This is a genomic window from Vibrio sp. HB236076, assembly GCF_040957575.1.
Lineage (GTDB): Bacteria > Pseudomonadota > Gammaproteobacteria > Enterobacterales > Vibrionaceae > Vibrio.
This window is the reverse complement of record NZ_CP162601.1, coordinates 939,881-961,464: the sequence shown is the minus strand read 5'-3', so window position 1 is coordinate 961,464 and position 21,584 is coordinate 939,881. Positions and strand designations below refer to the sequence as shown.

At 47.5% G+C, this 21,584-nt stretch carries 24 protein-coding genes; 9 read left to right on the top strand and 15 right to left on the bottom strand.

Translation table 11 applies throughout. The features are described from left to right. Nucleotides 1-10: 10 nt before the first annotated feature. From AB0763_RS04210 to bolA, 8 genes are all read right to left on the bottom strand, one after another. A complete protein-coding gene (locus AB0763_RS04210; protein ID WP_306101488.1) occupies nucleotides 11-1,039 on the bottom strand; it encodes an FAD:protein FMN transferase in 1,029 nt (342 codons plus the stop codon). Between the two features lie 64 nt (nucleotides 1,040-1,103). Continuing rightward, entirely contained in the window at nucleotides 1,104-2,327 is a 1,224-nt protein-coding gene (gene nqrF, locus AB0763_RS04205) for an NADH:ubiquinone reductase (Na(+)-transporting) subunit F (RefSeq protein WP_306101489.1), read from the bottom strand. A 33-nt stretch (nucleotides 2,328-2,360) separates the two neighbouring features. Continuing rightward, nucleotides 2,361-2,957, bottom strand: coding sequence for an NADH:ubiquinone reductase (Na(+)-transporting) subunit E (gene nqrE / locus AB0763_RS04200; RefSeq protein ID WP_306101490.1), 597 nt, complete (start codon nucleotides 2,955-2,957; stop codon nucleotides 2,361-2,363). Between the two features lie 5 nt (nucleotides 2,958-2,962). After that, nucleotides 2,963-3,595: an NADH:ubiquinone reductase (Na(+)-transporting) subunit D gene (locus AB0763_RS04195; protein ID WP_306101491.1), complete on the bottom strand. Its 633-nt coding sequence runs from the start codon at nucleotides 3,593-3,595 to the stop codon at nucleotides 2,963-2,965. Beyond that, nucleotides 3,595-4,380: a Na(+)-translocating NADH-quinone reductase subunit C gene (locus AB0763_RS04190; RefSeq protein WP_306101492.1), complete on the bottom strand. Its 786-nt coding sequence runs from the start codon at nucleotides 4,378-4,380 to the stop codon at nucleotides 3,595-3,597. The genes AB0763_RS04195 and AB0763_RS04190 overlap by 1 nt, the downstream gene beginning before the upstream one ends. Beyond that, a complete protein-coding gene (locus AB0763_RS04185) occupies nucleotides 4,367-5,614 on the bottom strand; it encodes an NADH:ubiquinone reductase (Na(+)-transporting) subunit B (protein ID WP_306101493.1) in 1,248 nt (415 codons plus the stop codon). Before AB0763_RS04185 ends, AB0763_RS04190 begins: the two co-directional genes overlap by 14 nt. A 4-nt stretch (nucleotides 5,615-5,618) precedes the next feature. After that, a complete protein-coding gene (locus AB0763_RS04180; RefSeq protein ID WP_306101494.1) occupies nucleotides 5,619-6,959 on the bottom strand; it encodes a Na(+)-translocating NADH-quinone reductase subunit A in 1,341 nt (446 codons plus the stop codon). A 450-nt stretch (nucleotides 6,960-7,409) separates the two neighbouring features. Continuing rightward, complete coding sequence (gene bolA, locus AB0763_RS04175; protein ID WP_306101495.1) at nucleotides 7,410-7,727, bottom strand: transcriptional regulator BolA; 318 nt, start codon at nucleotides 7,725-7,727, stop codon at nucleotides 7,410-7,412. A gap of 207 nt (nucleotides 7,728-7,934) precedes the next feature. Here bolA and AB0763_RS04170 point away from each other — a divergent pair, with 207 nt between their 5' ends. From AB0763_RS04170 to AB0763_RS04155, 4 genes are all read left to right on the top strand, one after another. Next, nucleotides 7,935-9,074, top strand: coding sequence for a methyltransferase (locus tag AB0763_RS04170; RefSeq protein WP_306101496.1), 1,140 nt, complete (start codon nucleotides 7,935-7,937; stop codon nucleotides 9,072-9,074). Nucleotides 9,075-9,155: 81 nt separating this feature from the next. Beyond that, the gene (locus AB0763_RS04165; protein WP_306101497.1) at nucleotides 9,156-9,725 is read left to right on the top strand and encodes a YajG family lipoprotein; all 570 of its coding nucleotides are present in this window, start codon (nucleotides 9,156-9,158) and stop codon (nucleotides 9,723-9,725) included. Then, on the top strand, nucleotides 9,725-10,276 hold the full coding sequence (locus tag AB0763_RS04160; protein ID WP_306101498.1) for a peptidylprolyl isomerase: 552 nt from the start codon (nucleotides 9,725-9,727) through the stop codon (nucleotides 10,274-10,276). Before AB0763_RS04165 ends, AB0763_RS04160 begins: the two co-directional genes overlap by 1 nt. A 42-nt stretch (nucleotides 10,277-10,318) precedes the next feature. Continuing rightward, entirely contained in the window at nucleotides 10,319-11,656 is a 1,338-nt protein-coding gene (locus tag AB0763_RS04155) for an MFS transporter (protein WP_306101499.1), read from the top strand. Between the two features lie 127 nt (nucleotides 11,657-11,783). On the opposite strand, the gene AB0763_RS04150 is transcribed toward AB0763_RS04155, so the two are convergent. The 3 genes from AB0763_RS04150 to AB0763_RS04140 are packed head-to-tail and all read right to left on the bottom strand — an operon-like array spanning nucleotide 11,784 to nucleotide 13,727. Then, nucleotides 11,784-12,476 (bottom strand): ChrR family anti-sigma-E factor, encoded by a 693-nt coding sequence (locus tag AB0763_RS04150; protein ID WP_306101500.1) that lies wholly within the window; start codon nucleotides 12,474-12,476, stop codon nucleotides 11,784-11,786. Beyond that, entirely contained in the window at nucleotides 12,473-13,060 is a 588-nt protein-coding gene (locus AB0763_RS04145) for a sigma-70 family RNA polymerase sigma factor (protein WP_306101501.1), read from the bottom strand. Before AB0763_RS04145 ends, AB0763_RS04150 begins: the two co-directional genes overlap by 4 nt. Before the next feature lie 58 nt (nucleotides 13,061-13,118). Then, nucleotides 13,119-13,727 (bottom strand): LON peptidase substrate-binding domain-containing protein, encoded by a 609-nt coding sequence (locus AB0763_RS04140; protein WP_306101502.1) that lies wholly within the window; start codon nucleotides 13,725-13,727, stop codon nucleotides 13,119-13,121. A 370-nt stretch (nucleotides 13,728-14,097) separates the two neighbouring features. On the opposite strand from AB0763_RS04140, the gene AB0763_RS04135 reads away from it, so the two are divergent. The 3 genes from AB0763_RS04135 (at nucleotide 14,098) to AB0763_RS04125 (ending at nucleotide 16,552) form a co-directional block, all read left to right on the top strand. Next, nucleotides 14,098-14,910, top strand: coding sequence for an outer membrane protein OmpK (locus tag AB0763_RS04135; RefSeq protein ID WP_306101503.1), 813 nt, complete (start codon nucleotides 14,098-14,100; stop codon nucleotides 14,908-14,910). Between the two features lie 152 nt (nucleotides 14,911-15,062). Beyond that, complete coding sequence (locus tag AB0763_RS04130; protein ID WP_306101504.1) at nucleotides 15,063-15,947, top strand: 2-dehydropantoate 2-reductase; 885 nt, start codon at nucleotides 15,063-15,065, stop codon at nucleotides 15,945-15,947. Beyond that, a complete protein-coding gene (locus AB0763_RS04125) occupies nucleotides 15,944-16,552 on the top strand; it encodes a DJ-1 family glyoxalase III (RefSeq protein WP_306101505.1) in 609 nt (202 codons plus the stop codon). Before AB0763_RS04130 ends, AB0763_RS04125 begins: the two co-directional genes overlap by 4 nt. Nucleotides 16,553-16,582: 30 nt before the next feature. Here the strand turns inward: AB0763_RS04125 and AB0763_RS04120 are convergent, their stop codons facing one another. The 4 genes from AB0763_RS04120 to AB0763_RS04105 all read right to left on the bottom strand — a co-directional run bounded on the left by AB0763_RS04120 (nucleotide 16,583) and on the right by AB0763_RS04105 (nucleotide 19,624). Continuing rightward, nucleotides 16,583-17,002: a SufE family protein gene (locus AB0763_RS04120; protein ID WP_306101506.1), complete on the bottom strand. Its 420-nt coding sequence runs from the start codon at nucleotides 17,000-17,002 to the stop codon at nucleotides 16,583-16,585. A 10-nt stretch (nucleotides 17,003-17,012) separates the two neighbouring features. Next, nucleotides 17,013-17,825 carry a tRNA cyclic N6-threonylcarbamoyladenosine(37) synthase TcdA gene (gene tcdA, locus AB0763_RS04115; RefSeq protein WP_306101507.1) on the bottom strand — a complete coding sequence of 271 codons (813 nt, stop codon included), beginning with the start codon at nucleotides 17,823-17,825 and terminating at the stop codon, nucleotides 17,013-17,015. A gap of 97 nt (nucleotides 17,826-17,922) precedes the next feature. Then, the gene (gene mltA, locus AB0763_RS04110; RefSeq protein WP_306101508.1) at nucleotides 17,923-19,032 is read right to left on the bottom strand and encodes a murein transglycosylase A; all 1,110 of its coding nucleotides are present in this window, start codon (nucleotides 19,030-19,032) and stop codon (nucleotides 17,923-17,925) included. A gap of 154 nt (nucleotides 19,033-19,186) precedes the next feature. Then, nucleotides 19,187-19,624, bottom strand: coding sequence for a DUF2850 domain-containing protein (locus tag AB0763_RS04105; protein ID WP_306101509.1), 438 nt, complete (start codon nucleotides 19,622-19,624; stop codon nucleotides 19,187-19,189). 225 nt (nucleotides 19,625-19,849) lie between these two features. Between AB0763_RS04105 and argA the strand changes: the two genes are divergently transcribed. Next, nucleotides 19,850-21,205 carry an amino-acid N-acetyltransferase gene (argA, locus tag AB0763_RS04100; RefSeq protein ID WP_306101510.1) on the top strand — a complete coding sequence of 452 codons (1,356 nt, stop codon included), beginning with the start codon at nucleotides 19,850-19,852 and terminating at the stop codon, nucleotides 21,203-21,205. A 189-nt stretch (nucleotides 21,206-21,394) separates the two neighbouring features. Continuing rightward, nucleotides 21,395-21,583 (top strand): hypothetical protein, encoded by a 189-nt coding sequence (locus AB0763_RS04095; protein WP_306101511.1) that lies wholly within the window; start codon nucleotides 21,395-21,397, stop codon nucleotides 21,581-21,583. Nucleotide 21,584: the final 1 nt, after the last annotated feature.

Sequence of the window (21,584 nt, the reverse complement as noted above, 5' to 3'; positions counted from 1 at the left end):
CACACTCACTTTATTTTTGACTGAGATAAGGTTTAAACGCTGCTGACGCCATTTCTTTATAACCATCAGGCGTTTTGACAATCATCAGTACTGGTATTTGATGTTGTTCTGCCACATCAATCCCTTTTTCTGCACCAAGCACCATTAGCCCTGTCGCCAATCCATCGGCTGTCATTGACGACTTGTCCAATACTGTAACAGAAACCACCTTGTGATGGATAGGTTTACCGGTCGCAGGATCGATAATGTGTGAATAACGAACACCATCGACTTCGTGGTAATTTCGATAGTCACCCGACGTCGCCATTGCCATATCTTTCGCTTGAATGACGGTTTGGATCACGCGTTGTTCCGCTGTCGGTTTCTCTATGGCAATACGCCAGACTTGACCAGCGGCGTTATGACCATGAGTGCGAATTTCACCGCCCACTTCAACCAGGTAATTCTCAATCCCTTGCTCAGATAAATAGTCGGCCAAAACATCGACCCCCCACCCCTTAGCAATGGTCGACAAATCGACATACAACTGTGGTTTCTTCTTTTGCAAGCCGGTCTCTGTCACCGATAGCCACTCAATACCCACCGACTCTTTAAGTGCCGACAACTGCTCATCAGTCGGTATGGTTACCGGCTGAGCGTCTGGGCCAAAGCCCCAGAGGTTAACTAACGGCCCAACCGTGACATCCAGTGCGCCTTGGGTCAAGTGGTTAAGGCGAATAGCTTCTTTGACTACCGTGCGGACTGGGGCAGAAACGGGGAACGACGTTAATGAACGAGATTGATTGAACTGGCTCAGTTCTGAGTCTGGGCGGTAAGTCGACATTTGTTGATTAACTTGCTCTAAACGCTCACTGACTCCCGCTGAGATTTGCTCTGAAGAGGGGGTATCCGCTGTCGCTAAATAGGTAATGTTGTATTGCGTGCCCATGGTGGGGCCTTGTAACTTCACCGTATTAACTGGCTCAGAGCAAGCGACCAAAAACACGCTCAACAAAGTAAATAATGCCGACGTTTGACGTTTGGTTATAAAATATCTCATCGTCTTTCTCTCTAATAAAAAAGGCTGACTCTAAGAGCCAGCCAATTTCCATTATGGCGAATGATTATCCACCAAAGTCATCCAAGAGGATGTTTTCATCTTCAACACCGAGATCGTGCAACATGCTGATCACCGAGGCGTTCATGATAGGTGGACCACACATGTAGTACTCACAATCTTCTGGCGCATCGTGATCGCGCAAGTAGTTGTCATAAACGACATTGTGGATAAAGCCCGTGTAGCCATCCCAATTGTCCTCAGGCTGAGGATCAGACAGGGCAACGTGCCATTGGAAGTTATCAAATTGCTCTTGCAACTCATCAAAATCTTCCACATAGAACATTTCGCGTTTTGAACGTGCACCATACCAGAACGAAATCTTACGCTTAGAATTCAAACGCTTGAGCTGATCGAAGATGTGTGAACGCATAGGCGCCATACCAGCACCACCACCGATAAAGACCATTTCTGCATCTGTGTCTTTGGCAAAGAACTCACCAAATGGACCAGAAATCGTTACCTTGTCCCCTTCTTTTAGTGACCAGATAAATGAAGACATTTGACCTGGTGTCACGTCAGGGTTGTTAGGCGGCGGCGTCGCGATACGCACGTTCAACATAATAATGCCAAACTCTTCTGGGTAGTTTGCCATTGAGTAAGCACGAATGATCGGCTCATCAACAACCGATTGATAACGGAAAAGATTAAACTTCTCCCAATCGCCACGGTATTCCTCAGGAATATCGTAATCAGCGTAATTGACCGTATGCGCTGGCGCTTCAATCTGAATATAACCACCCGCTCGGAAAGGCACTGACTCACCATCGGGAATCGCCAGTTTAAGCTCTTTGATAAAAGTGGCTTTGTTATCGTTAGAAATAACTTCACATTCCCACTTTTTCACACCAAAGATTTCTTCTGGTAATTCGATATCCATGTCAGTTTTCATTGAAACCTGACAAGAAAGACGTTCACCTTCGCGCGCTTCACCTTTGGTAATGTGGCCTAATTCCGTAGGTAGAATTTCGCCGCCACCCGATTTAATGCGCACGCGACACTGACCACAAGAGCCACCGCCACCACAAGCAGAAGAAACGAATACACCAGCATTTGCCAAAGCGCCAAGTAGTTTGCCGCCTGGCTGAGTGACGATCGCTTTATCCGGATCGCCGTTAATTGAGATGGTAATGTCACCTGTTGGTACCAGCTTGGATTTAGCGAACAAAATCACCAAAACCAGTGCCAGTACAATCAGAGTAAACATCACTACACCAAGAATAATGTCCATTGACTATTCCTTTATTGTTGCGGTTTACCCGGCTTACAGTTGAACACCAGAGAAAGACATAAAGCCTAACGCCATTAAGCCGACAGAAATAAACGTAATGCCAAGGCCACGCAAGCCTGGAGGTACGTCTGAATACTTCATTTTCTCACGGATCCCCGCAAGCGCGACGATGGCCAACATCCAACCGACACCTGAACCCAAACCGTAAACCACTGACTCAGAGAAGTTGTAATCGCGTTGTACCATAAATGATACACCACCGAAAATGGCACAGTTTACCGTGATAAGCGGTAAGAAAATGCCCAATGCGTTGTACAAAGGTGGGAAAAAACGATCCAAAATCATTTCAAGGATTTGTACCAAAGCCGCAATAACACCGATAAAGGTAATAAAGCTCAAGAAGCTAAGGTCAACGCCTTGCGCGATCGCATTCTCTTTCAGGACTAAGTTGTAAACCAGGTTGTTGACTGGTACTGAGATGGTCAGTACGACGGTGACCGCCACACCAAGGCCAAATGCCGTTTTCACTTTCTTAGATACCGCCAAGAAAGTACACATCCCCAAGAAGAATGACAACGCCATGTTTTCGATAAAAATAGATTTAACGAAAAGGCTGATAAAGTGTTCCATGCGTATTACTCCTTCGCTTCAACTTGTTCAGGTTTCAAGGTACGGATGGCCCAAATCAAGAAGCCAATCAAGAAGAAGGCTGAAGGTGCAAGCAGCATTAGACCATTGGGTTGATACCAACCGCCATTGTTGACCAAAGGCAATATCTCAATGCCGAACAACTTACCTGAGCCCAACAGTTCACGGAAGAAACCGACGGTCAACAATACAAAACCGTAACCTAAACCATTGGCAATACCATCGATGAATGAGGGCACTGGTGCCGATTTCATCGCAAACGCCTCAGCGCGACCCATAACAATACAGTTAGTAATGATAAGGCCAACGAACACCGAAAGCTGCTTAGAAATATCGTAAAGGAAAGCGCGCAACACTTGGTCAACAACGATAACCAAAGAAGCAATGATTGCCATCTGAACGATAATTCGCACACTACCAGGAATGTGGTTGCGGATCAGAGAAACGAAAAAGTTTGAAAAAGCCGTCACCAAACACACGGCAATGGTCATAACGAAGGCCGTTTCTAGCTTAGTGGTTACCGCCAGCGCAGAACACACACCCAAAACTTGTAAAGCAATGGGGTTGTTGTCCAATACTGGAGCTACTAGACTGTTTTTCACTTGTTTTAGACTAGACATTAGTTCAGACCTCCGTCACGAACTTTAGCAAGGAATGGACCGTAACCTAACTTGCCAAGCCAAAAGTCAAACTGGTTTTGAACACCGGTACTGGTCAAGGTCGCACCTGACAGTGCATCGACACCGTGTTCAGACCCTGCCGGCGCGCCGCCTTTGACAATCTTGATCGCTGGGTTATGGTTTTCGTCAAACAGTTTCTTACCTTGGAACTGAGCACGCCATGATGGGTTTTCAACTTCACCACCCAATCCCGGTGTTTCGCCCTGCTCGTAGTAAATAATGCCATCAACCGTATTGCCATCGGTTTCTACCGCGACAAAGGCGTACATCATTGACCAAAGGCCTTTACCGTGAATCGGCAAGATGAAACGCGTCACTTCACCTTGTTGCTTGACCAAGTAAACCAAGCCGTAGTCAGCACGACTGCCGATTTTGGCCACATCTTGCTCAGCGCTCAGGTTGGTTGACTCACTCGGAGTATTCGACGCCGCACGCTGATCGTAGTCAGACGCAGCAATACCATCCGCGGTTTCATCGACCAATTGACCGGTTTTAAAATCCACTAATTTAGGTTCGATGTATTGCTTATAAAGCTCAGCAACGGAGCCTTCTTTAGACTCCACACCCGATACTTCTAAAATTTTGGTTTGCTTATCGCGTACTGCGTTCAGTTCTTGCTTGTCACGCAAGACTACCGCTGCCGTTGAAACGATGATTGAGCACACCAGGCTCAATGCGATAACAACGAACAGCGTTTTTTTAATGCTATCGTTATTGCTTGCCATAGCGAGCTTCTCTCCGCTTGATATTACGTTCTATTACAAAGTGGTCGAATAGCGGTGCAAATAGGTTCGAGAACAGAATAGCCAACATCATCCCTTCAGGGTAGGCTGGGTTCACCACTCGAATCAACACACACATCAAACCAATTAAGATACCGTAGCCCCATTTGGCTTTATTGGTGAACGACGCTGAAACAGGGTCGGTCGCCATAAAGAACATACCGAATGCAAAACCACCTAAAACGAGGTGCCAGTGCCAAGGCATGTTAAACATTGGGTTAGTATCAGAACCAATAATGTTGAACAGGGTTGAAGTCACGATCATACCGATCATAACGCCGGCAATAATGCGCCAAGATGCAATACGCATGTAAACGATAAAGGCCGCACCCAACATCAGAGCGAGCGTCGAAACTTCACCAATCGAGCCAGGGATGTTACCCAAGAACGCGTCCATCCACGTCACTTGCTGACCGGTAATGGCATTAACCACCGCACCGTGGCCACCTTGTGCCCATTGGCTCAACGCCGTAGCACCAGAATAACCGTCGGCCGCTGTCCATACTAAATCACCTGAAATTTGTGCAGGGTAAGCAAAGAACAAAAAGGCACGACCCGCTAGCGCAGGGTTGAGGAAGTTACGACCAGTACCACCGAAGACTTCTTTGGCGACGACAACACCAAATGTGATACCAAGCGCAGCTTGCCACAATGGCAATGTCGGCGGCACGATAAGCGCAAACAAGATAGAAGTAACAAAGAAGCCTTCATTCACTTCGTGTTTACGTACCATACAGAACAACACTTCCCAGAAGCCACCAACGACAAATACCGTTGCGTAGATAGGCAAGAAGTAGGTCGCACCGAGCAGCATCTTACTGCCCCACCCCGCTTGGTCAGACACCGTGCCACCGAGTAATTCAGTCAGCCAATAGTGCCAGTTACCCGCGACGATGGAAGCAAGTTGATCGCCCTGGTACAAATGGGTAAGTGCGGCAATCGCTTGACCACCCGCATTGTACATACCCCAAAACATGGCAGGAAAGACGGCAATCCAAACCATAATCATGATGCGTTTAAGATCAACGCTATCACGAACGTGTGAGCTCTTTTTCGTTACCAGACCTGGCGTGTAAAAAATCGTTGCAGCCGCTTCGTAAAGCGCAAACCATTTTTCGTGTTTACCACCTGGCTCAAAATGAGGCTCGATATCTTCAAGAAACTTTTTCAGGCTCATGAAATTACCCTTCTTTCTCAATCGTCTCTAGACAATCGCGCAGCAACTGACCGTACTCATACTTACCTGGGCAAACAAAAGTACACAAGGCAAGATCTTCTTCATCCAGTTCTAACGCACCAAGACGTTGAGCACTTTCAGTATCACCGGCACACAGATCACGCAGCAGCAATGTTGGTTCCATATCCAACGGCATGACTCTTTCATAGTTACCGATTGGCACCATAGAACGATCACTGCCATTGGTCGATGTGGTCATATTGAACAGCTGACCTTTGAAGAAGTGACTTAAGTAAGCACGAGTGATTGAGAATTTGTTTTTACCGGGAGCGATCCAGCCAAACAACTCTTTTTCACGGCCTTCGAGCAGTACCGACACTTGCTGATGGTAACGACCTAAGAAAGCATGTGGGCCAGATGCGTGAGTACCAGACAGTACTGAGCCTGAAATCACACGCAACTCACCGGCCATTACTTCGCCGTCGATGAGTTCATCAAGTGATGCACCCAATACCGTGCGAATCAAACGCGGGTTGTTAACAACCGGTCCGGCCAAAGAGATAACGCGGTCAGTGAAAAGTTCACCGGTTAAAAAGAGCTGACCGAATGCAATAACGTCTTGGTAGTTAATTGACCAAGCAACGTTGTTGACATTAACTGGGAATAGGTGATGCATGTGCGTACCCGCAAGACCGGCCGGGTGCGGTCCTTGGAACACATGTTCTTCAACGTTCGGCTGAGCAGAACGAGGTAAGCTGTCACCGGATTTACAAACGTAAACCTTACCTTGAGTCAAGGTCGACAACACATCCAAACCCGCTTTGAAAGCATCGGCTTGTTCGTTGATAAACAATTCTGGTTTGGCTGCCAATGGATTGGTGTCTATTGCAGTCACAAAAATTGCTTGAGTTTCGGCATCAATGGCCGGGATCTTGCTGTATGGGCGAGTTCGCAAAGCTGTCCATAGGCCCGATTCAACCAACTGGTTTACCACCTGTTGACGTTCCAGACCGGCGATTTGATCCGCAGCAAACTGGTCAAATGTGACCTGTTCATCACCCGCCACTTCAACCACAACGGATTGAAGAACGCGTTTTGCACCGCGATTCACTTCGATAACTTTACCACTTGCAGGCGAAGTAAACTTGACACCAGGGTTCTTTTTATCTTCAAAAAGAACTTGGCCTTTCTTCACCTCGTCTCCTACGCGGGCATGCATGGTTGGACGCATACCGACGTATTCTTCGCCAAGCAAGGCGACTTTTTTGACAGGTTTACCGTCATTAATCACCTGGGCAGGAGCTCCTGAAATAGGAAGGTCCAGACCCTTCTTTATTGTAATCATACGCACTTGCACTTTTTTATTGGGAAAAAGATAGTTATTAATTGTATGAGTTGATTGACACGACATTGTGTCCAACCTCGGCGGGTAACCACCGATGAGGTTGCAACATCCTATTATATTTCTCGTCACAATTGACGGCGAGATTTATCAGGTGCCGTATTTTAGCACTTTTTCATTGAGCTATGCCATGACAATTCGTGCGACTCGTGGTCTAAATCACTCACTTCTCAATGAATTTCCGCCTCGATTGTACAAATTTTTCACATTTGACTCAAATAACCGCAAGCGGATTAACCCCTTAAATTGCAAGGAGACTTTGAGCAAAAAGCAACAAAAATATAACCCTTGATGTCAATATAACGGCGACAATCAATGCGAAAGCAAATTAGTGACACAGATCACACTTACTCAACAGATGCACTTCATTGCTTATTCATTCACGCCAGGTTGTTAAGAGGTCGTACGCCCGCCTCCTAAACAATTTGGACTGCTCGGAACCTGTTGCTGTTCTTGCTGCCATTCATTAGGCGTATAGGTGTGAATGGCCAAAGCGTGGATGTGATCACTGAGCTCTTCGGCCAACACCTGATTGACTTGGCGATGGCGGGCGATGAGTCGCAACCCGTCAAATTCATCACTGACCACGACAACTTTAAAGTGACTTTCAGAACCTGCCGGAACGTTGTGCAGATAACTTTCATTGATCACTTGCAAATGCACTGGTGCAAAAGCGTTGTGGAGTTTTGTTTCTATTACTTCTTGAATCATATAAACCGCCTGACGTCATTATCCATAGAAAGTCAATTGACAAGAAAGCCTGAGTGGACATCAAAACTGATCGAGGAACGCCGTTGTCAGTCGCTTAATCATACGCTGCGTAACGGCTTCTTATTCCGTGCTGTCACTCTCACACCTTCCCTGTTGTCACGACATTTGCGACAATAGTAGCGAGAATAAATACGTTAGTGAATACGAATGAAAACTGAATTGTCCCTTTTTGATCAAAAACTGAACTTGTTTCGCTACCCGGTGCGAAAAAACGAAACACTGCAAGCTTGGGATGCCGGTGATGAATACCTGATCCAATACATCAGTGAGCACTATAGCGCGCAACCGTTAAAGCATATTTTAATTATCAACGATCATTTTGGTGCACTGACATGTTGGTGGGCGCAACAAAGCAAGGTCACTCATGTCAGTGATTCTTATCTTGCCCAACAAGGCGCGAAAGCCAACCTAAGGCGCAATCACATCGATGACCAAGCCGTTGACTTTATAACCACTCTGGATACCTTACCAGACCACGTCGATTTAGTCCTACTGGTGATGCCTAAAATCAACCGCCACCTTGTGTGGATTTTACAGCAGCTAGCCACCCAACTGCCAAGTCACACACCGCTGATCGGTGTCAATAAAGTCAAAGAGATCCACACCTCGACATTAAACCTGATTGAGAAGCACTTTGGTCAGCCAACCACCTCACTGGCACAAAAAAAACACCGGCTCATTTTCGCTCACAATGAAAAAACATCGACATCGATTGAAGCGTTAACGTGCTGGCCAGTCAGGGAATACGGCATTACATTGGCCAATTACGCCAACGTCTACAGCGGTGAGAAACTCGATCAAGGCGCACGCTTTATGCTGGAGCATCTACCTGAAACCCAAAAACCTTTGTCCATTGTTGATTTGGGGTGTGGCAACGGGGTGTTATCGGTACGAGTGGCGCAGCTGTGTCCGAATGCGCACCTGACCTTGGTCGATGAAAGCCATATGGCCGTCGCTTCTGCAAAACACAATTTAACCACAAACTTGCCCGATGATGTGCGCGAGCACCGCTTTCTGGTGAACAATTGTCTTGAGGGTTACCAAGGGCCCCTCGTGGACCTTATTTTGTGCAACCCGCCTTTTCACCAACAGCAAGCGGTCACCGATCACATTGCTTGGCAAATGTTTGTCGACAGCCACAAAGCGCTCAAACCGGGCGGTCAACTGCAAGTAATTGGCAATCGTCATTTGGGCTATCAACAAAAGTTGACTCGTCTTTTTGGCCAACAAAATGTCAACATTGTGGCCAGTAATAAAAAGTTTGTCATATTTTTAGCAACCAAATAGTGTTATGGCTGTCTTCACTGATAAGATAACCTATGCTAAAACTAACTCGTTAAAACTATTATGATAATCAAGGAATGCAAAATGAAAAAATTGGCTTTCGTTGCCGCGGTCGTTCTGCTGAGCGCTTGTGCTGCCCCTCAACCCCAGCAGCTCAATTTGCACCCCTCTGCGACCTTGAGCTCTGCTCAATTAGTGCAAGGCAAAACTTACGCCTTAACCAGTAAAGACCTTAGAACGGCGCAGTATGTGGCTTTAATTGATAATGGCCACGCCAATGTCATTCCTATGCATACCCGTCAAAACCTCCGTGTGACACTCGAAGAGACCTTTGCAAAACAGCTCAACTCACAAGGCTTCGCGGCCAATTTAAACAGTGAGAACAACGTAGAGCTCGACATCGAAGACTTACTGGTCAACGTCAAACACAGTGTGCTAAGCAGTGAAATGGATGGCAAAATTGTCTTAACGGTGGTAGCAGAAACGCCGCGCGGTAAGCTCACCAAGACCTTTACCGGTACGGCTAAACGTTCGGCTCCATTGAGCGCTTCGGATGAAGACATCACTCGCGTCGTCAACGACTTGATCAATATGACGCTCGCTGATATCGGCAACGATAAAGAATTGCGCGATTACATGAAGGAGAACTTCTAATGCTGCGCACTTTATTACTGTCTTTGACCCTGATTTCCGCTTCTGTGTTTGCCGGCCCTAAAGTCGCCGTCAACACCAACTTGGGTGATTTTACCTTAGAACTCAATCGCGACCTCGCGCCGATCACCGTTGCGAACTTTCTGACTTACGTCGCTGATGGCAGCTATGATGGAAGTCAATTTCACCGTGTGATCCCAGGCTTTATGGCTCAAGGTGGCGGCTTTGACAAAGCGATGAATCGCTTAGCGACTCGCACCCCCATCGTCAATGAAGCCAATAACGGCTTAAGCAATCAAGCCGCCACCATTGCCATGGCGCGTACGCAAAACCCAAACTCGGCGACTCGTCAGTTTTTTATTAACTTCAAAGACAACCCATTTCTCGACTACAGTGCTCGCTCTGCCGGTTATGCGGTATTTGGCCAAGTGATCGAAGGGTTTGATGTGGTCCAAAAAATGGCTCAGCAACCCACCGCATCGAAAGGGGGTATGCAAGATGTCCCAGTCACCCCGATCATCATCAACAAAATGACCCTGATCTCTGAAAACTAATCACCTAGAGGGCTTATTGCCCTCTCATTTCAAGGAGCCTTTATGACTCACCTCGTGTCTTGGCGCCAAGTTTTGTTAAGTTATTGGGACCGCCGCTTATTGGCCATTTTCCTTTTGGCCTGCTCGAGCGGTTTTCCATGGTCTTTAATTGGCTCAAGCATGTCCGGTTGGCTAACCGATGCTGGCTTAACCCGCAGCACCATTGGCTTTTTTGGCAGTGTCTTTAGTGTCTATGCGATCAACTTTCTCTGGGCACCGATGATCGACCGCCTCACCCCACCATTGTTAGGTCGGTGGCTAGGCTCAAGACGCAGTTGGATCTTTGCCTGTCAAGGGATCATCGTGTTGGCCACTTGGCAACTCTCTCGTTTAGAGCCGCAACACCAACTGATCACCATGTCGTTGTTTGCGCTGATCATCGCCTGCGCCTCTGCCACACAAGATATTGCGATTGACGCTTATCGGATTGACAGTTTTGCCAAACACGAAGAACACAAGTTGCCGCAAGCATCGGCCATTGCGGTGATTGGCTGGTGGACAGGCTACTCTTTACCTGGCTATTTGGCTTTTGTCACCGCAGACCAAGTGGGCTGGCAAAATGTTTACCTCGAGCTGACTGCCGTTGGCGTGTTGTTGGCCACCATGACCTTATTGGTTAAAGAGCCCATCACACAAAGAGCCGAGCTACAGCAAGATGCCGAGCACCACTACCAACAGGCACAATCGCGGGTTGTTCGCTGGCTATTGGTCTCCTTTGTTGAACCCTTTCGCGATTTTTTTGCTCGCAATGGCGTGAAAGTCGCGCTCACTTTGTTGTTATTCGTGTTCTTGTTTAAAATTGGCGAGGCGTTTCTCGGCCGTATGTCGATCACCTTTTATCGCGATATCGGCTTTAGTAACGAGCAAATTGCCGATTATTCAAAATTGATTGGCTGGGGCAGCACGGTGCTTTTTACCTTAATCGGCAGTGCCGTCAACGTGCGTTTTGGCGTGGTCAAAGGGCTAATGATTGGGGGGGGAGCCATGGCAGCCAGCAATCTCATGTTTGCCGTGATTGCTCAAGTTGGCCCCGACCCACATTGGCTACTGGCCACCATCTTGATTGATAACTTTACCACTGCGTTTTCGACCATTGCTTTTGTGTCGTTTTTAACTGTGCTAACTGGGCAAGCCTTTTCCGCCACTCAATACGCACTGCTGGCGTCACTTGGCAACCTTAGCCGAACGACACTGGCTTCATTTAGTGGCCAGCTCGTGGACTACCTCGACAGTTGGAGCGTGTTTTTTACGCTCACCGCCGTGATGATCGTGCCCAGTCTGTTGATGCTGTATTTTTTGCGCCATTTTTTCAAAAAGCTGTTAGTCAAACCGCGTTCCTAGTTATTGCGATAGCCTAGCTCAAACAAAAAGCCACGTCGTCGCAATGGCGATAACGTGGCTTTTGTACAAAAAACAGAATTGTTCAAAAAACAGAATTTGCACTCAAAGAAACGGGAGCGACCCTAATTTAAGGGAACACTCGGTTGCCCAACCAGTTGAACACCCTGGCAATCCCTTGAGTGAAGACCATCCGCTCGGTCAGCACCGTCAAACACAGACAATCTTCAAGCTCAGAGGTTTTGGGGCTGTGCTCAATGGAAGCGTCGCGCACCATCATATCGCCTTGGTGATAGTGTCCGTCTTCATCACTGAAGCCGCCATGTAAAATCAAAGTCGATTCAATGCCTTGATGGGTATGACGCGGGATGGTTACCCCTGGCGCGATGTACAGAAGATTCATCGGGCTGTGCTCACCACCGAGATCAATTTTCGCACTCATGACTTTGCCGCCGAAATTGCGCCATTTGCCAATATAAGGCCTGATCGATTGCAATGCAGGCGGCAGAGAGAAAGTCTGGCCATTGACATCGATATCAAAGTGGCTTTTTACTGGTGCCGATTGCGCCGCAACGGGTTGATCGACAATCTCGTCAAACATATCTTGCCAACACAGCGTATTTTGCTCATCGTCAGTGTTGAGTGACGCTAAACACGCATCAGTATCGAATGCGGCTTGCGCGAATTCTTGTTCAAACGCTTTGACTTGCGCACGGCATTCAGCGCAGCTTTCAAGATGGGTTGCGACAATTAAAGCGGTTGCCTCGTCTATGTCGCCACTGGCATACGCACGAAGCATTAAAGATTGAGGATGGTTGTTCATGGTTGCTCCAATTGCATTGAATGTTTCAGTTTTTCTACAGCAAGACGCAAACGGGATTTTACCGTGCCCAAAGGGATGTCGAAACGCTCGGCCACCTCTTGATGAGGGAGCTCTTCAAGATACACCGCTTTGACCACATCGCGTTGGCTTTCAGGCAAACGATCTAAAAACTGAATGACTTGCTGTTTTAATCGGTCGTGTTCTGGAGAATAAGCATCAATGAGATCCGCTGGGCAGTACTCTGCCGGCCACAAATCTTCAGAAGAAAGATGACTCACTCGACCTTTGTGTTTGCGCAAAAGATCAAAACACAAATTGCGAACAATGGTGTAGATCCAAGTCGACAACGCGCTTTTGCTGCTGTCGAACAAGTGCGATTTTTGCCACACCGTGGTCATCGCTTCTTGAACCACTTCCATCGCCACTTGCTCATTGCCGACGTGCTTGACTGCAAAAGTCTTTAGCTTGGGCGAATAAAAATGGAACAACAGAGCGAAAGCGCGTTTGTCTCTTTGCTGAACCTGCGCCATACACTCAGCCCACTCTTCTTTGCTCATGGAACTCGCGTCTCTAATGCTGTTCATCTCATTGTCCTTAAAGATAAGCTTATTTTAAGTGTATACGTAATTGGTAAAATAAAGATCAATGATGATAATTTTGCTGGCTGGCTGCGCCATCATCGCTTAGTAACGTTTGATGTAAAAAAGTCAATGTTTGTTGGCAGGTTTGTGCCAATACCAGCTGTTTAAGCGGCACTTGATTGAGCGGCAACAATTCCAACCAGCGCTGTGATACCCAGGCCGAGTCATCAAAATGGGCCGGCCGATTCAACTGCTCTAACTGAGGAAATTGCTGATAGACTTCGCCCAAACTGTGAGCCAGTATGGCGTCGGCCTTGGAAAGAGGCTGACTAGGCCAACGGCCGATTTTCTCGATGTTGCACAAACGCAAACCATCGTACTCAGTTTCGACGCTGTGGATCACGCAGCGCTCTAGCCCTTGTACGGTAATGCCGAGCAAACCGTCTTCCAACTGTTCAAAATCAACAATACTCACCACGCTCCCCACCCATTCCAATGGCTCTTGATGCCAAACTTGATTCGACGTTGGGGCCAAACACATCACAAACGGCTGATTGTGTCTCAGGCATTGTTTGACTAATCGCTGATACCTCGGCTCAAAAATCCTCAGTCTCATTTGACCGCCAGGAAGTACGATTGAGCTCAGGGGAAATAAACTTAAGCTTTCCATATCACCCTCTTTATTTGTTGTTTTTTTGTTACGAATCCCTTTGCAAAAAGATCACGTTGGCCGTTTTTTCAGCGGGCCAACAGCAAGAGAAAAAGCCACCGACAAGGCAACTCACCCATGCAAAAGACAACAAATCGATTGCGCAAACGTTTATGCGTTTAAGCAACAACCAACTCGGTGAAATAATCAACAGGGTTAATAAAAGTTTAATTTTTTGTTCCAATTAGTGATCGCCATCACCAAATATTGTGAAAAGTGCTAATCAGACCACTTTAAATTGGGAGATAAAACGCTATTATCAATCTTGCAGGAACAATAAAAACAGCGCATGGAATGCGTACAATGGATTATCAACATAGAGAGTTAATAAATGCGTAAATCACTTTTAGCGTTAAGCCTTTTAGCAGCAACTTCAATGCCCACGTTTGCCGCCGACTATTCTGATGGCGACATTCACAAAAACGATTACAAATGGCTTCAATTTAATCTAATGGGTGCGTTTAACGAGTTACCAGGTTTCCCTGATGGCTCAGACCACGACTACCTAGAAATGGAATTTGGCGGTCGCTCTGGTCTGTTTGACCTCTACGGCTATGTTGATGTCTTTAACTTAACTAGCGATCCAGACAGTGATAAAGATGGTTCGTCGAAGATGTTCATGAAATTTGCGCCGCGCATGTCATTAGATGCATTAACCGGTAAAGATTTGTCGTTTGGCCCAGTAAAAGAGCTCTACGTCGCCTCTCTAATTGAATGGGATGGCGGTGCTGACGGCGTTAATAACCAAAAAATTGGTTTGGGCTCAGACGTTGAAGTGCCATGGCTGGGCAAAATTGGCCTGAACTTCTACGGTGTTTACGACGGCAACAACAAAGACTGGAACGGCTATCATATTGCCACCAACTGGTTTAAACCGTTTTACTTCTTCGACAATGGCTCGTTCTTGTCATACCAAGGTTACATCGATTGGCAGTTTGGCATGAAGAGTGAGAACGGAGCAACTTCTTCCACTGGCGGTACCATGTTTAACGGTTTGTACTGGCACTCAGAGCGCTATGCCCTTGGTTACGGCCTAAAAGCATTCAAAAACATCTACGGTATCAAAGATGGTCATGACTATGGCTTTGCAGTCGCTGATTCAACCGGTTTTGCTCATTACATCGCGGCGACCTACAAATTCTAATCGTGTGACAAGTTCACACTCCACGTAAAAATGGCGCTTTAGCGCCATTTTTTATTGCTGGTATTTTTCACCTGCCCTATTCTTCCTTTCAGTGTTAGGCTTTATTCTTATGTATCCCCTTGTTGGGACCAACTCAGTCATCAAAATTTACTATGAACATTGTTATTTTAGGCCCCGGGGCGATTGGCTCCTTGTGGGCGTGTCATTTACAGCGCAGCGGCCATCGAGTCAGCCTGTTGGGGCGACATCTCGGCGAGCCTTACCAGCGAACATTTAACGGGCAAACTTATCACTTCCCCTCGGCACAGACACCTGAGTTACAACAAGCCGATGTGGTACTGGTGACCGTCAAGGCTTGGCAGGTCGAGCAAGCACTGCAGGCTTGGCAAAACGTGCTTGCGCCGCAAACCATCATCGTTTTACTCCACAATGGCATGGGCACGGCAGAGAGAGTCGCCAAACACTTTGCTCAGCAGCCTATTTTGCTCGCCACCACCACCCATGGTGCCTATCGCCCTCACTCGGACACCTTAGAGCACACCGGCCTTGGTGATACTTTTATTGGCGCTTATAACCACAAAGGTCAACAGTGTACTTTTATCGCCGATGTGTTTGATCACGCGCTCTCACCGGTGAGCTGGGCCGAAGATATCGAAACCAAGTTGTGGCAAAAAGTGATTGTCAATAGCGCGATCAACCCGCTTACCGCTCTGTATCAGTGTCGCAACGGCGATTTATTAACGCAACCTGACTGGGCGGCTCAAGTGGAAAAATTGGTGTTTGAATCCTGCGAGGTCGCCAATCAATCAGGCCAATCTTTGCAAAGCGACGAGATGTTACGCCTCGTCCATCAAGTCATTCGCAACACCGCCAGCAATTATTCATCGATGCAGCAAGATGTTTTTTATCAACGGCCAACCGAAATCGACTACATTACGGGATTTATCTTGTCCAAAGCCAAGCGTCATCCTATGCCAGTCCACTTAAGTGTCTACCAACAGTTGACCCAACGCCCTTTTGTACCGGAGTCTTTATGAATCAAACCGTTCTTGTCCCCATTGCCAATGGCAGTGAAGAAATTGAAGCCGTCACCGTCATCGACACCCTGATCAGAGCCAATTATCAGGTTGTGGTCGCCAGCGCCAATTTCGATTCCAGTTGTCAGATCACCGGCTCGAGAGGCATTGCTCTACAGGCCGATTGCCCTTTGGTCAATGTGGCTGATGAGGAATTTGATGCGATTGTGTTACCGGGTGGGGTTGGCGGTGCCGAATGTTTTAGAGACAGTACCTTACTGATCGAAATGCTCAAGCAACACCGCTACGATGGCAAATGGTTGGCCGCTATTTGCGCCGCCCCTGCCGTTGTGTTGCAGTCTCACCAGCTTTACCCCAAAGCCATCATGACCGCTCATCCCGACTTTGAAGCCGCCATTCCCCGCTCACAATGGCGCAGTAAGCGAGTGACGGTCGATATCAACCACAAATTAATCACCAGTCAAGGACCTGGCAGCGCCTTAGAGTTTTCTGTAGAAATCATTGCCAAGCTGTCTGGCAAGGCGCACGCCAAACAAGTCGTCCAGCCGATGGTGCCACTTCCGCAGCTCAATTACGACAAATTAGGCGGCCAGCCTGAAACGTAACAGCTGAGCTGGCCAGTCAATCAAAGGGGGTCAGTGCGCGCCGCTGACCTGTTGACGAATCGTTTCAACAATCGCGCGTAAACCATTGCCCCGCGAGGGACTTAGGTGGGAAAGCAAGCCTAATTGCGCAAAGTAAGCTTCGGTATCAAAGGCTAAAATATCGGCGCTGCTTTTGCCTTGGTAAGCGACGAGTATGACAAAGATAAGCCCACGCACGATACGCGCGTTCGAATCCGCTTGAATCCACCAGGTGCCACCGCTTTGCGCTGTGACCGTCAGCCAGACTTGGCTTTCACACCCAGCCACGGCTAAACTCGCTTGTTTGTCTTGTTCAGACATGGTCGGTAGCGATTTACCCCACACAATCACTTGGCGGTATTTGTTTTCCCAACCCTGCATCGATTGCATGGTATCGATCACTTGAGAAAGAGTAGGTCTTGCACTGTTCATAAACCGCGCCTTACTGTTGACCGTATTTGGCCAGTATTTTTTCAATGACTTTCGCCACAGCAACAAAAGCAAACGTCGCTGTGACCACAGTAGCCGCACCGAAGCCACTCGCACAATCCATGCGTTTGGGGCCAGAGGCACTCGATTTGGCCGCACACACACTGCCATCGGCTTGTGGGTACTTTAACTGCTCGGAAGAAAACACACACTCGATACCAAATTTTCGCGCCGGATTGGTCGGGAAATTGTGATGACGACGCAAACGGTCTTTAAGTTTTTTGGCCAAAGGGTCTTGAATGGTTTTGGTCAAATCGGCGACCTGAATTTGAGTCGGATCGGTTTGACCGCCCGCCCCACCAATCGTGATCACCTTGATTTTGTTGCTGCGACAATACGCCAGTAATGAGGCTTTCGCGGGTAAGCTATCAATAGCATCAATCACATAATCATACTGACGACTCAAGTACTCTGCTTGATTATCGGCGTTGATAAAGTCATCGATGAGGTGAACCTGACAATCGGGGTTAATTTGCGCAATACGTTCTGCCATCGCTTCGATTTTGCTTTCACCAATGGTTGACGACAACGCGTGAATTTGGCGGTTGGTATTGGTAATACAGACATCGTCCATATCAATCAAGGTGATTTCACCAACACCGGATCGTGCCAATGCTTCCGCGGCCCAAGAGCCCACGCCACCAATACCGATAACAGCCACGTGAGCCGCCCTTAAAATCTCTACATTATCATTGCCATAAAGTCGGCGTGTACCACCAAATCGCTGCTGATAACCATCTGAGGCTGGGGTATCGAGTTCACGCATATTACACTTTCACCTATTTCATCTTTATCAGCAGTGACCCGCTGACAATAAAAAAGAGTGCGATTTATACGCACTCTTACTGCTTATGTCTAGCGGATTATTTTAGCTTTTCTGGCGACAAAGTCCAAGGTGATTGGGTGCTGTCTCCATCGAGGCCTAACTTCCACACTCGGCCAAAATGACGATAATGCCCAGCTTCTATGCCTGCGCGTGCCCCCATGCCGTGATACAAATCTAAGTGACTGTTTTTCACCGCGCCGCCGGTGTCTAACACAATTAACACTCGCAGTTGATAGGTGCCGCTAAAGGTACCGTCGGCATTGAGTAAAGGCACTTCAGCCAATACCGGTGTCCCCATTGGGAACAAACTGCGATCGCCGGCCACCGAGGCCATTGGCAATAGGGGGATCCCTGCCGTACCGCGAACTGGCGCGGCTTTTTGCGGTTCAAAGAAAACATAAGATGGGTTTTGTTCTAACAATTCTCGTACCCGCTCTTCATCTTGTGCCATGACCCACTCTTTTATGGCTTTGAGCGACATTTTTTCTTTTTCGACTTCGCCACGCTCAATCAAAATGCGACCAATGCTGACGTAAGCGCGGTTGTTTTTGCCGCCGTAAGCAAAGTATTCCAGAGTGTTATCATCGCCAAAATGAACAAAGCCACTGCCTTGTACTTCCATGATAAATGGGTCAATCAAATTTGACGAATAGCCCAACTCCAACCCTTTGCCCTGCAATGCGCCTTGATAAATTTGCGCTCGGGTTGGGCAATTGGCGTTACATTGCGGTTTTTTGTATACCGGGTATTTAAAGGTCTCGTCGGCTTGATGGCGCAATTCAATCACCGGTGAAAAGTAACCCGTAAACAGAACGTTGCCTTTGTGGTCACTGCCACCGACTTGCGCGGTTTGCAGCCCGTAATCCGCTAACGTTTGCGGATCACCACTTTTTTGTATCCACTGTTCAATTTGAACATACAAGTGCTGGTAGGTCTTCGCCATGCGAGGTGAGTTGTCGATGACAGCTTGAGCTTGGCGGGCAAACGTATTGAGGTTTTTCGGCTGGTTTGACGAGACCTGAGTGGTTTTGTTGAGCAGCTGTGGTAAATCCCCATCGCGATATTGTTGACCTCGGTCAACCGTAGGCGTTGAGCTACACGCGGTAAGAATAAGTATGCAAGATGTCGTTAACAGGCGTTTAATCACTAAGGGTATCCATCATTTTGAGCCAAACACGTCTGCTCAGTGTAGCAACGCCGACAGCCAATCACCATGCTTTTGACAACAAGTTTACTTTTGAACGGCCTTTATTTTAGCCAGCGTTTTTTTGCCACCAAGGCTTTTATTAAAAAACGTACACTTAACGCAAAGAAAGCTGCCTAGCCCCTTGTTTGTGAAAGACAGGTTGATAGTAATCGTCGCTGTCGAGTTGCATTTCAGTGAAGGCCGTATCGAGAATGCGATAACGAAAATCTTGCCCGGCGTAATGAAAGTGCAATGTTTGACCGTCAAATTCAAAAGAGGTGGTCAATATTGCGCCGCGGCGAATAATACCTTGCGGTGAGATTTCAAACTCATCGCGTGCATAAGGGGCAACGTTTTGTTCAACCCAAGTACCATAAACGAGGTTGGTCGACACCGGCGGCGCTAAGTATTGAGCAATGGCACCCTTGTACAGGTAAACGGTCACACAGGCTCCTGTGAGTGCCGCTAGCATTAAGCTGCGCTCTAACCAGAGTTTGTTACGACCTTCGCTGTCTGCAACATTATTTTTTCGAAACCAACGAGTAACCGACATAAAAAGACACACGACGTACGTGAAACTGAAAGTAATAATAGTAACTATAAACACAATTGAGCAGATTATCTAACCCTATTATCAATACGTGATGCCAGAAATTCGCCATGGGTAAAGCTCTGGTCACCAAGCCGGTTTACGATGCGGATAAAGACAAAAAAACACTTGCTAGACTATGAATAAAAAGGCATTATTTTAGCATAAATAAACAACCGGTAATGGATTTTGAAGATTCGCAGTACAGCTCTCGTCAAAGGCTTTCGCCAATCGACCCCTTATGTTAACGCACACCGCGGAAAAGTCATGGTGGTCATGATTGGGGGTGAAGCTATTGCCGACAAAAATTTCAGCAATATTATTAATGATATTGCCTTATTACACAGCCTTGGCATCAAGATCGTATTGGTGTATGGCGCTCGTCCGCAAATCAATGAACTGATTGACAAGCACCAGGTTGATACGCCATATCACAAGAACATTCGCGTCACCAAACCCGAAGCCTTGCCTTATGTCATGCAAGCGGCCGGCCAAATGCAGCTCTCAATTACCGCGCGTTTATCCATGAGTCTCAACAATACCCCGATGGCCGGCAACCAACTCACCGTGGTCAGTGGCAATTTTGTCATTGCTCAACCTCTTGGTGTCGATGATGGCATCGACTACTGCAGCAGTGGTCGAATTCGTCGCCTAGACATCGAAGCCATCAATCGCAGCCTAGATCAGGGCTCTATCGTGTTACTCGGCCCGGTTGCAAGCTCTGTCACCGGCGAATGTTTTAACTTGTTGTCTGAAGAAGTCGCAACGCAGGTCGCCATTCGCCTTAAAGCTGACAAGCTTATCGGGTTTTGCTCACATCAAGGGGTGCTTGACGAGTCGGGCAACACCATTGCTGAACTCTTCCCCACTCAAGCGGACGAACACATTGAGCGACTCTTGGCTGAGCCAGGTGTTGGCAACAATCACGATACCGGAACACTGCGCTTTTTAAAAGGTGCCGTCACCGCTTGTAGAGCAGGAACGCCTCGTTGTCATCTGATTAGCTACAAGACCGATGGCGCTTTGATCCAAGAACTGTTCTCCTTTGATGGTATTGGTACGCAAATCGGCATGGCCAGCTCAGAACAGCTCCGACAAGCGAAAATTGATGATATCGGCGGCATTGTCGATCTGATTCACCCGCTCGAAGAGCAAGGGATTTTGGTTCGCCGCTCTCGCGAACAGCTCGAGCAGGAAATCAATCAGTTCACCATCATCGAAAAAGACAGCTTGATCATTGGTTGTGCCGCCCTTTACCCCTACCCAGAGGAAAAAATGGCTGAGATGGCCTGCGTCGCCATTCATTCCGATTATCGCGATGGCAACCGCGGTGGCCTGTTGTTAAATTACATGAAGCAAAGGGCAAAATCACTTGGCATCGACAAGCTTTTTGTCCTGACCACCCACAGTTTGCATTGGTTTAGAGAACAAGGATTTGAAGAGATTGACGTCGAGCAGTTACCGATGGCCAAAAAACGCCTGTACAACTTTCAGCGCAAATCAAAAATTCTTGCTCTCGATGTCCATCTTGACGGCACAAACTAGAGCGCAAAGCTTGTCGCAACGCTCAATATTGAAACTTTATCTCGTTTTGCCCCGTAAGGATTGACCTAGACAACGCTTTGCCTATAATTTGCGCTCTCTATATTATGGAACTGAGCGCTTATAAGAACGCTCAGTTGGCAAGGAACGCTCACATTCTACCCTTTTAGGTTCAGCAATAAGAGCGATAACATGAAAACTGTGATTTGCAATTCACTGCAAAGCTTTTGGGATATGGCGGACAACAATATGCTGGACGGTTTACACGTCCACTGTGTTTTTCCGGTGACCGAGACGGTCCACACGATGATAAAACGCTATCAACAGCGGTATCGAATTGCGATGATTTCGTTTTCACCGCAAGTCGCCTACCGCCCCTAAT

Excerpts from the sequence above, each read along its gene's own strand:
- AB0763_RS04210 (WP_306101488.1), bottom strand. The coding sequence starts at position 1,039 with ATGAGATATTTTATAACCAAACGTCAAACGTCGGCATTATTTACTTTG.
- nqrF (WP_306101489.1), bottom strand. The coding sequence starts at position 2,327 with ATGGACATTATTCTTGGTGTAGTGATGTTTACTCTGATTGTACTGGCA.
- nqrE (WP_306101490.1), bottom strand. The coding sequence starts at position 2,957 with ATGGAACACTTTATCAGCCTTTTCGTTAAATCTATTTTTATCGAAAAC.
- AB0763_RS04195 (WP_306101491.1), bottom strand. The coding sequence starts at position 3,595 with ATGTCTAGTCTAAAACAAGTGAAAAACAGTCTAGTAGCTCCAGTATTG.
- AB0763_RS04190 (WP_306101492.1), bottom strand. The coding sequence starts at position 4,380 with ATGGCAAGCAATAACGATAGCATTAAAAAAACGCTGTTCGTTGTTATC.
- AB0763_RS04185 (WP_306101493.1), bottom strand. The coding sequence starts at position 5,614 with ATGAGCCTGAAAAAGTTTCTTGAAGATATCGAGCCTCATTTTGAGCCA.
- AB0763_RS04180 (WP_306101494.1), bottom strand. The coding sequence starts at position 6,959 with ATGATTACAATAAAGAAGGGTCTGGACCTTCCTATTTCAGGAGCTCCT.
- bolA (WP_306101495.1), bottom strand. The coding sequence starts at position 7,727 with ATGATTCAAGAAGTAATAGAAACAAAACTCCACAACGCTTTTGCACCA.
- AB0763_RS04170 (WP_306101496.1), top strand. The coding sequence starts at position 7,935 with ATGAAAACTGAATTGTCCCTTTTTGATCAAAAACTGAACTTGTTTCGC.
- AB0763_RS04165 (WP_306101497.1), top strand. The coding sequence starts at position 9,156 with ATGAAAAAATTGGCTTTCGTTGCCGCGGTCGTTCTGCTGAGCGCTTGT.
- AB0763_RS04160 (WP_306101498.1), top strand. The coding sequence starts at position 9,725 with ATGCTGCGCACTTTATTACTGTCTTTGACCCTGATTTCCGCTTCTGTG.
- AB0763_RS04155 (WP_306101499.1), top strand. The coding sequence starts at position 10,319 with ATGACTCACCTCGTGTCTTGGCGCCAAGTTTTGTTAAGTTATTGGGAC.
- AB0763_RS04150 (WP_306101500.1), bottom strand. The coding sequence starts at position 12,476 with ATGAACAACCATCCTCAATCTTTAATGCTTCGTGCGTATGCCAGTGGC.
- AB0763_RS04145 (WP_306101501.1), bottom strand. The coding sequence starts at position 13,060 with ATGAACAGCATTAGAGACGCGAGTTCCATGAGCAAAGAAGAGTGGGCT.
- AB0763_RS04140 (WP_306101502.1), bottom strand. The coding sequence starts at position 13,727 with ATGGAAAGCTTAAGTTTATTTCCCCTGAGCTCAATCGTACTTCCTGGC.
- AB0763_RS04135 (WP_306101503.1), top strand. The coding sequence starts at position 14,098 with ATGCGTAAATCACTTTTAGCGTTAAGCCTTTTAGCAGCAACTTCAATG.
- AB0763_RS04130 (WP_306101504.1), top strand. The coding sequence starts at position 15,063 with ATGAACATTGTTATTTTAGGCCCCGGGGCGATTGGCTCCTTGTGGGCG.
- AB0763_RS04125 (WP_306101505.1), top strand. The coding sequence starts at position 15,944 with ATGAATCAAACCGTTCTTGTCCCCATTGCCAATGGCAGTGAAGAAATT.
- AB0763_RS04120 (WP_306101506.1), bottom strand. The coding sequence starts at position 17,002 with ATGAACAGTGCAAGACCTACTCTTTCTCAAGTGATCGATACCATGCAA.
- tcdA (WP_306101507.1), bottom strand. The coding sequence starts at position 17,825 with ATGCGTGAACTCGATACCCCAGCCTCAGATGGTTATCAGCAGCGATTT.
- AB0763_RS04105 (WP_306101509.1), bottom strand. The coding sequence starts at position 19,624 with ATGTCGGTTACTCGTTGGTTTCGAAAAAATAATGTTGCAGACAGCGAA.
- AB0763_RS04095 (WP_306101511.1), top strand. The coding sequence starts at position 21,395 with ATGAAAACTGTGATTTGCAATTCACTGCAAAGCTTTTGGGATATGGCG.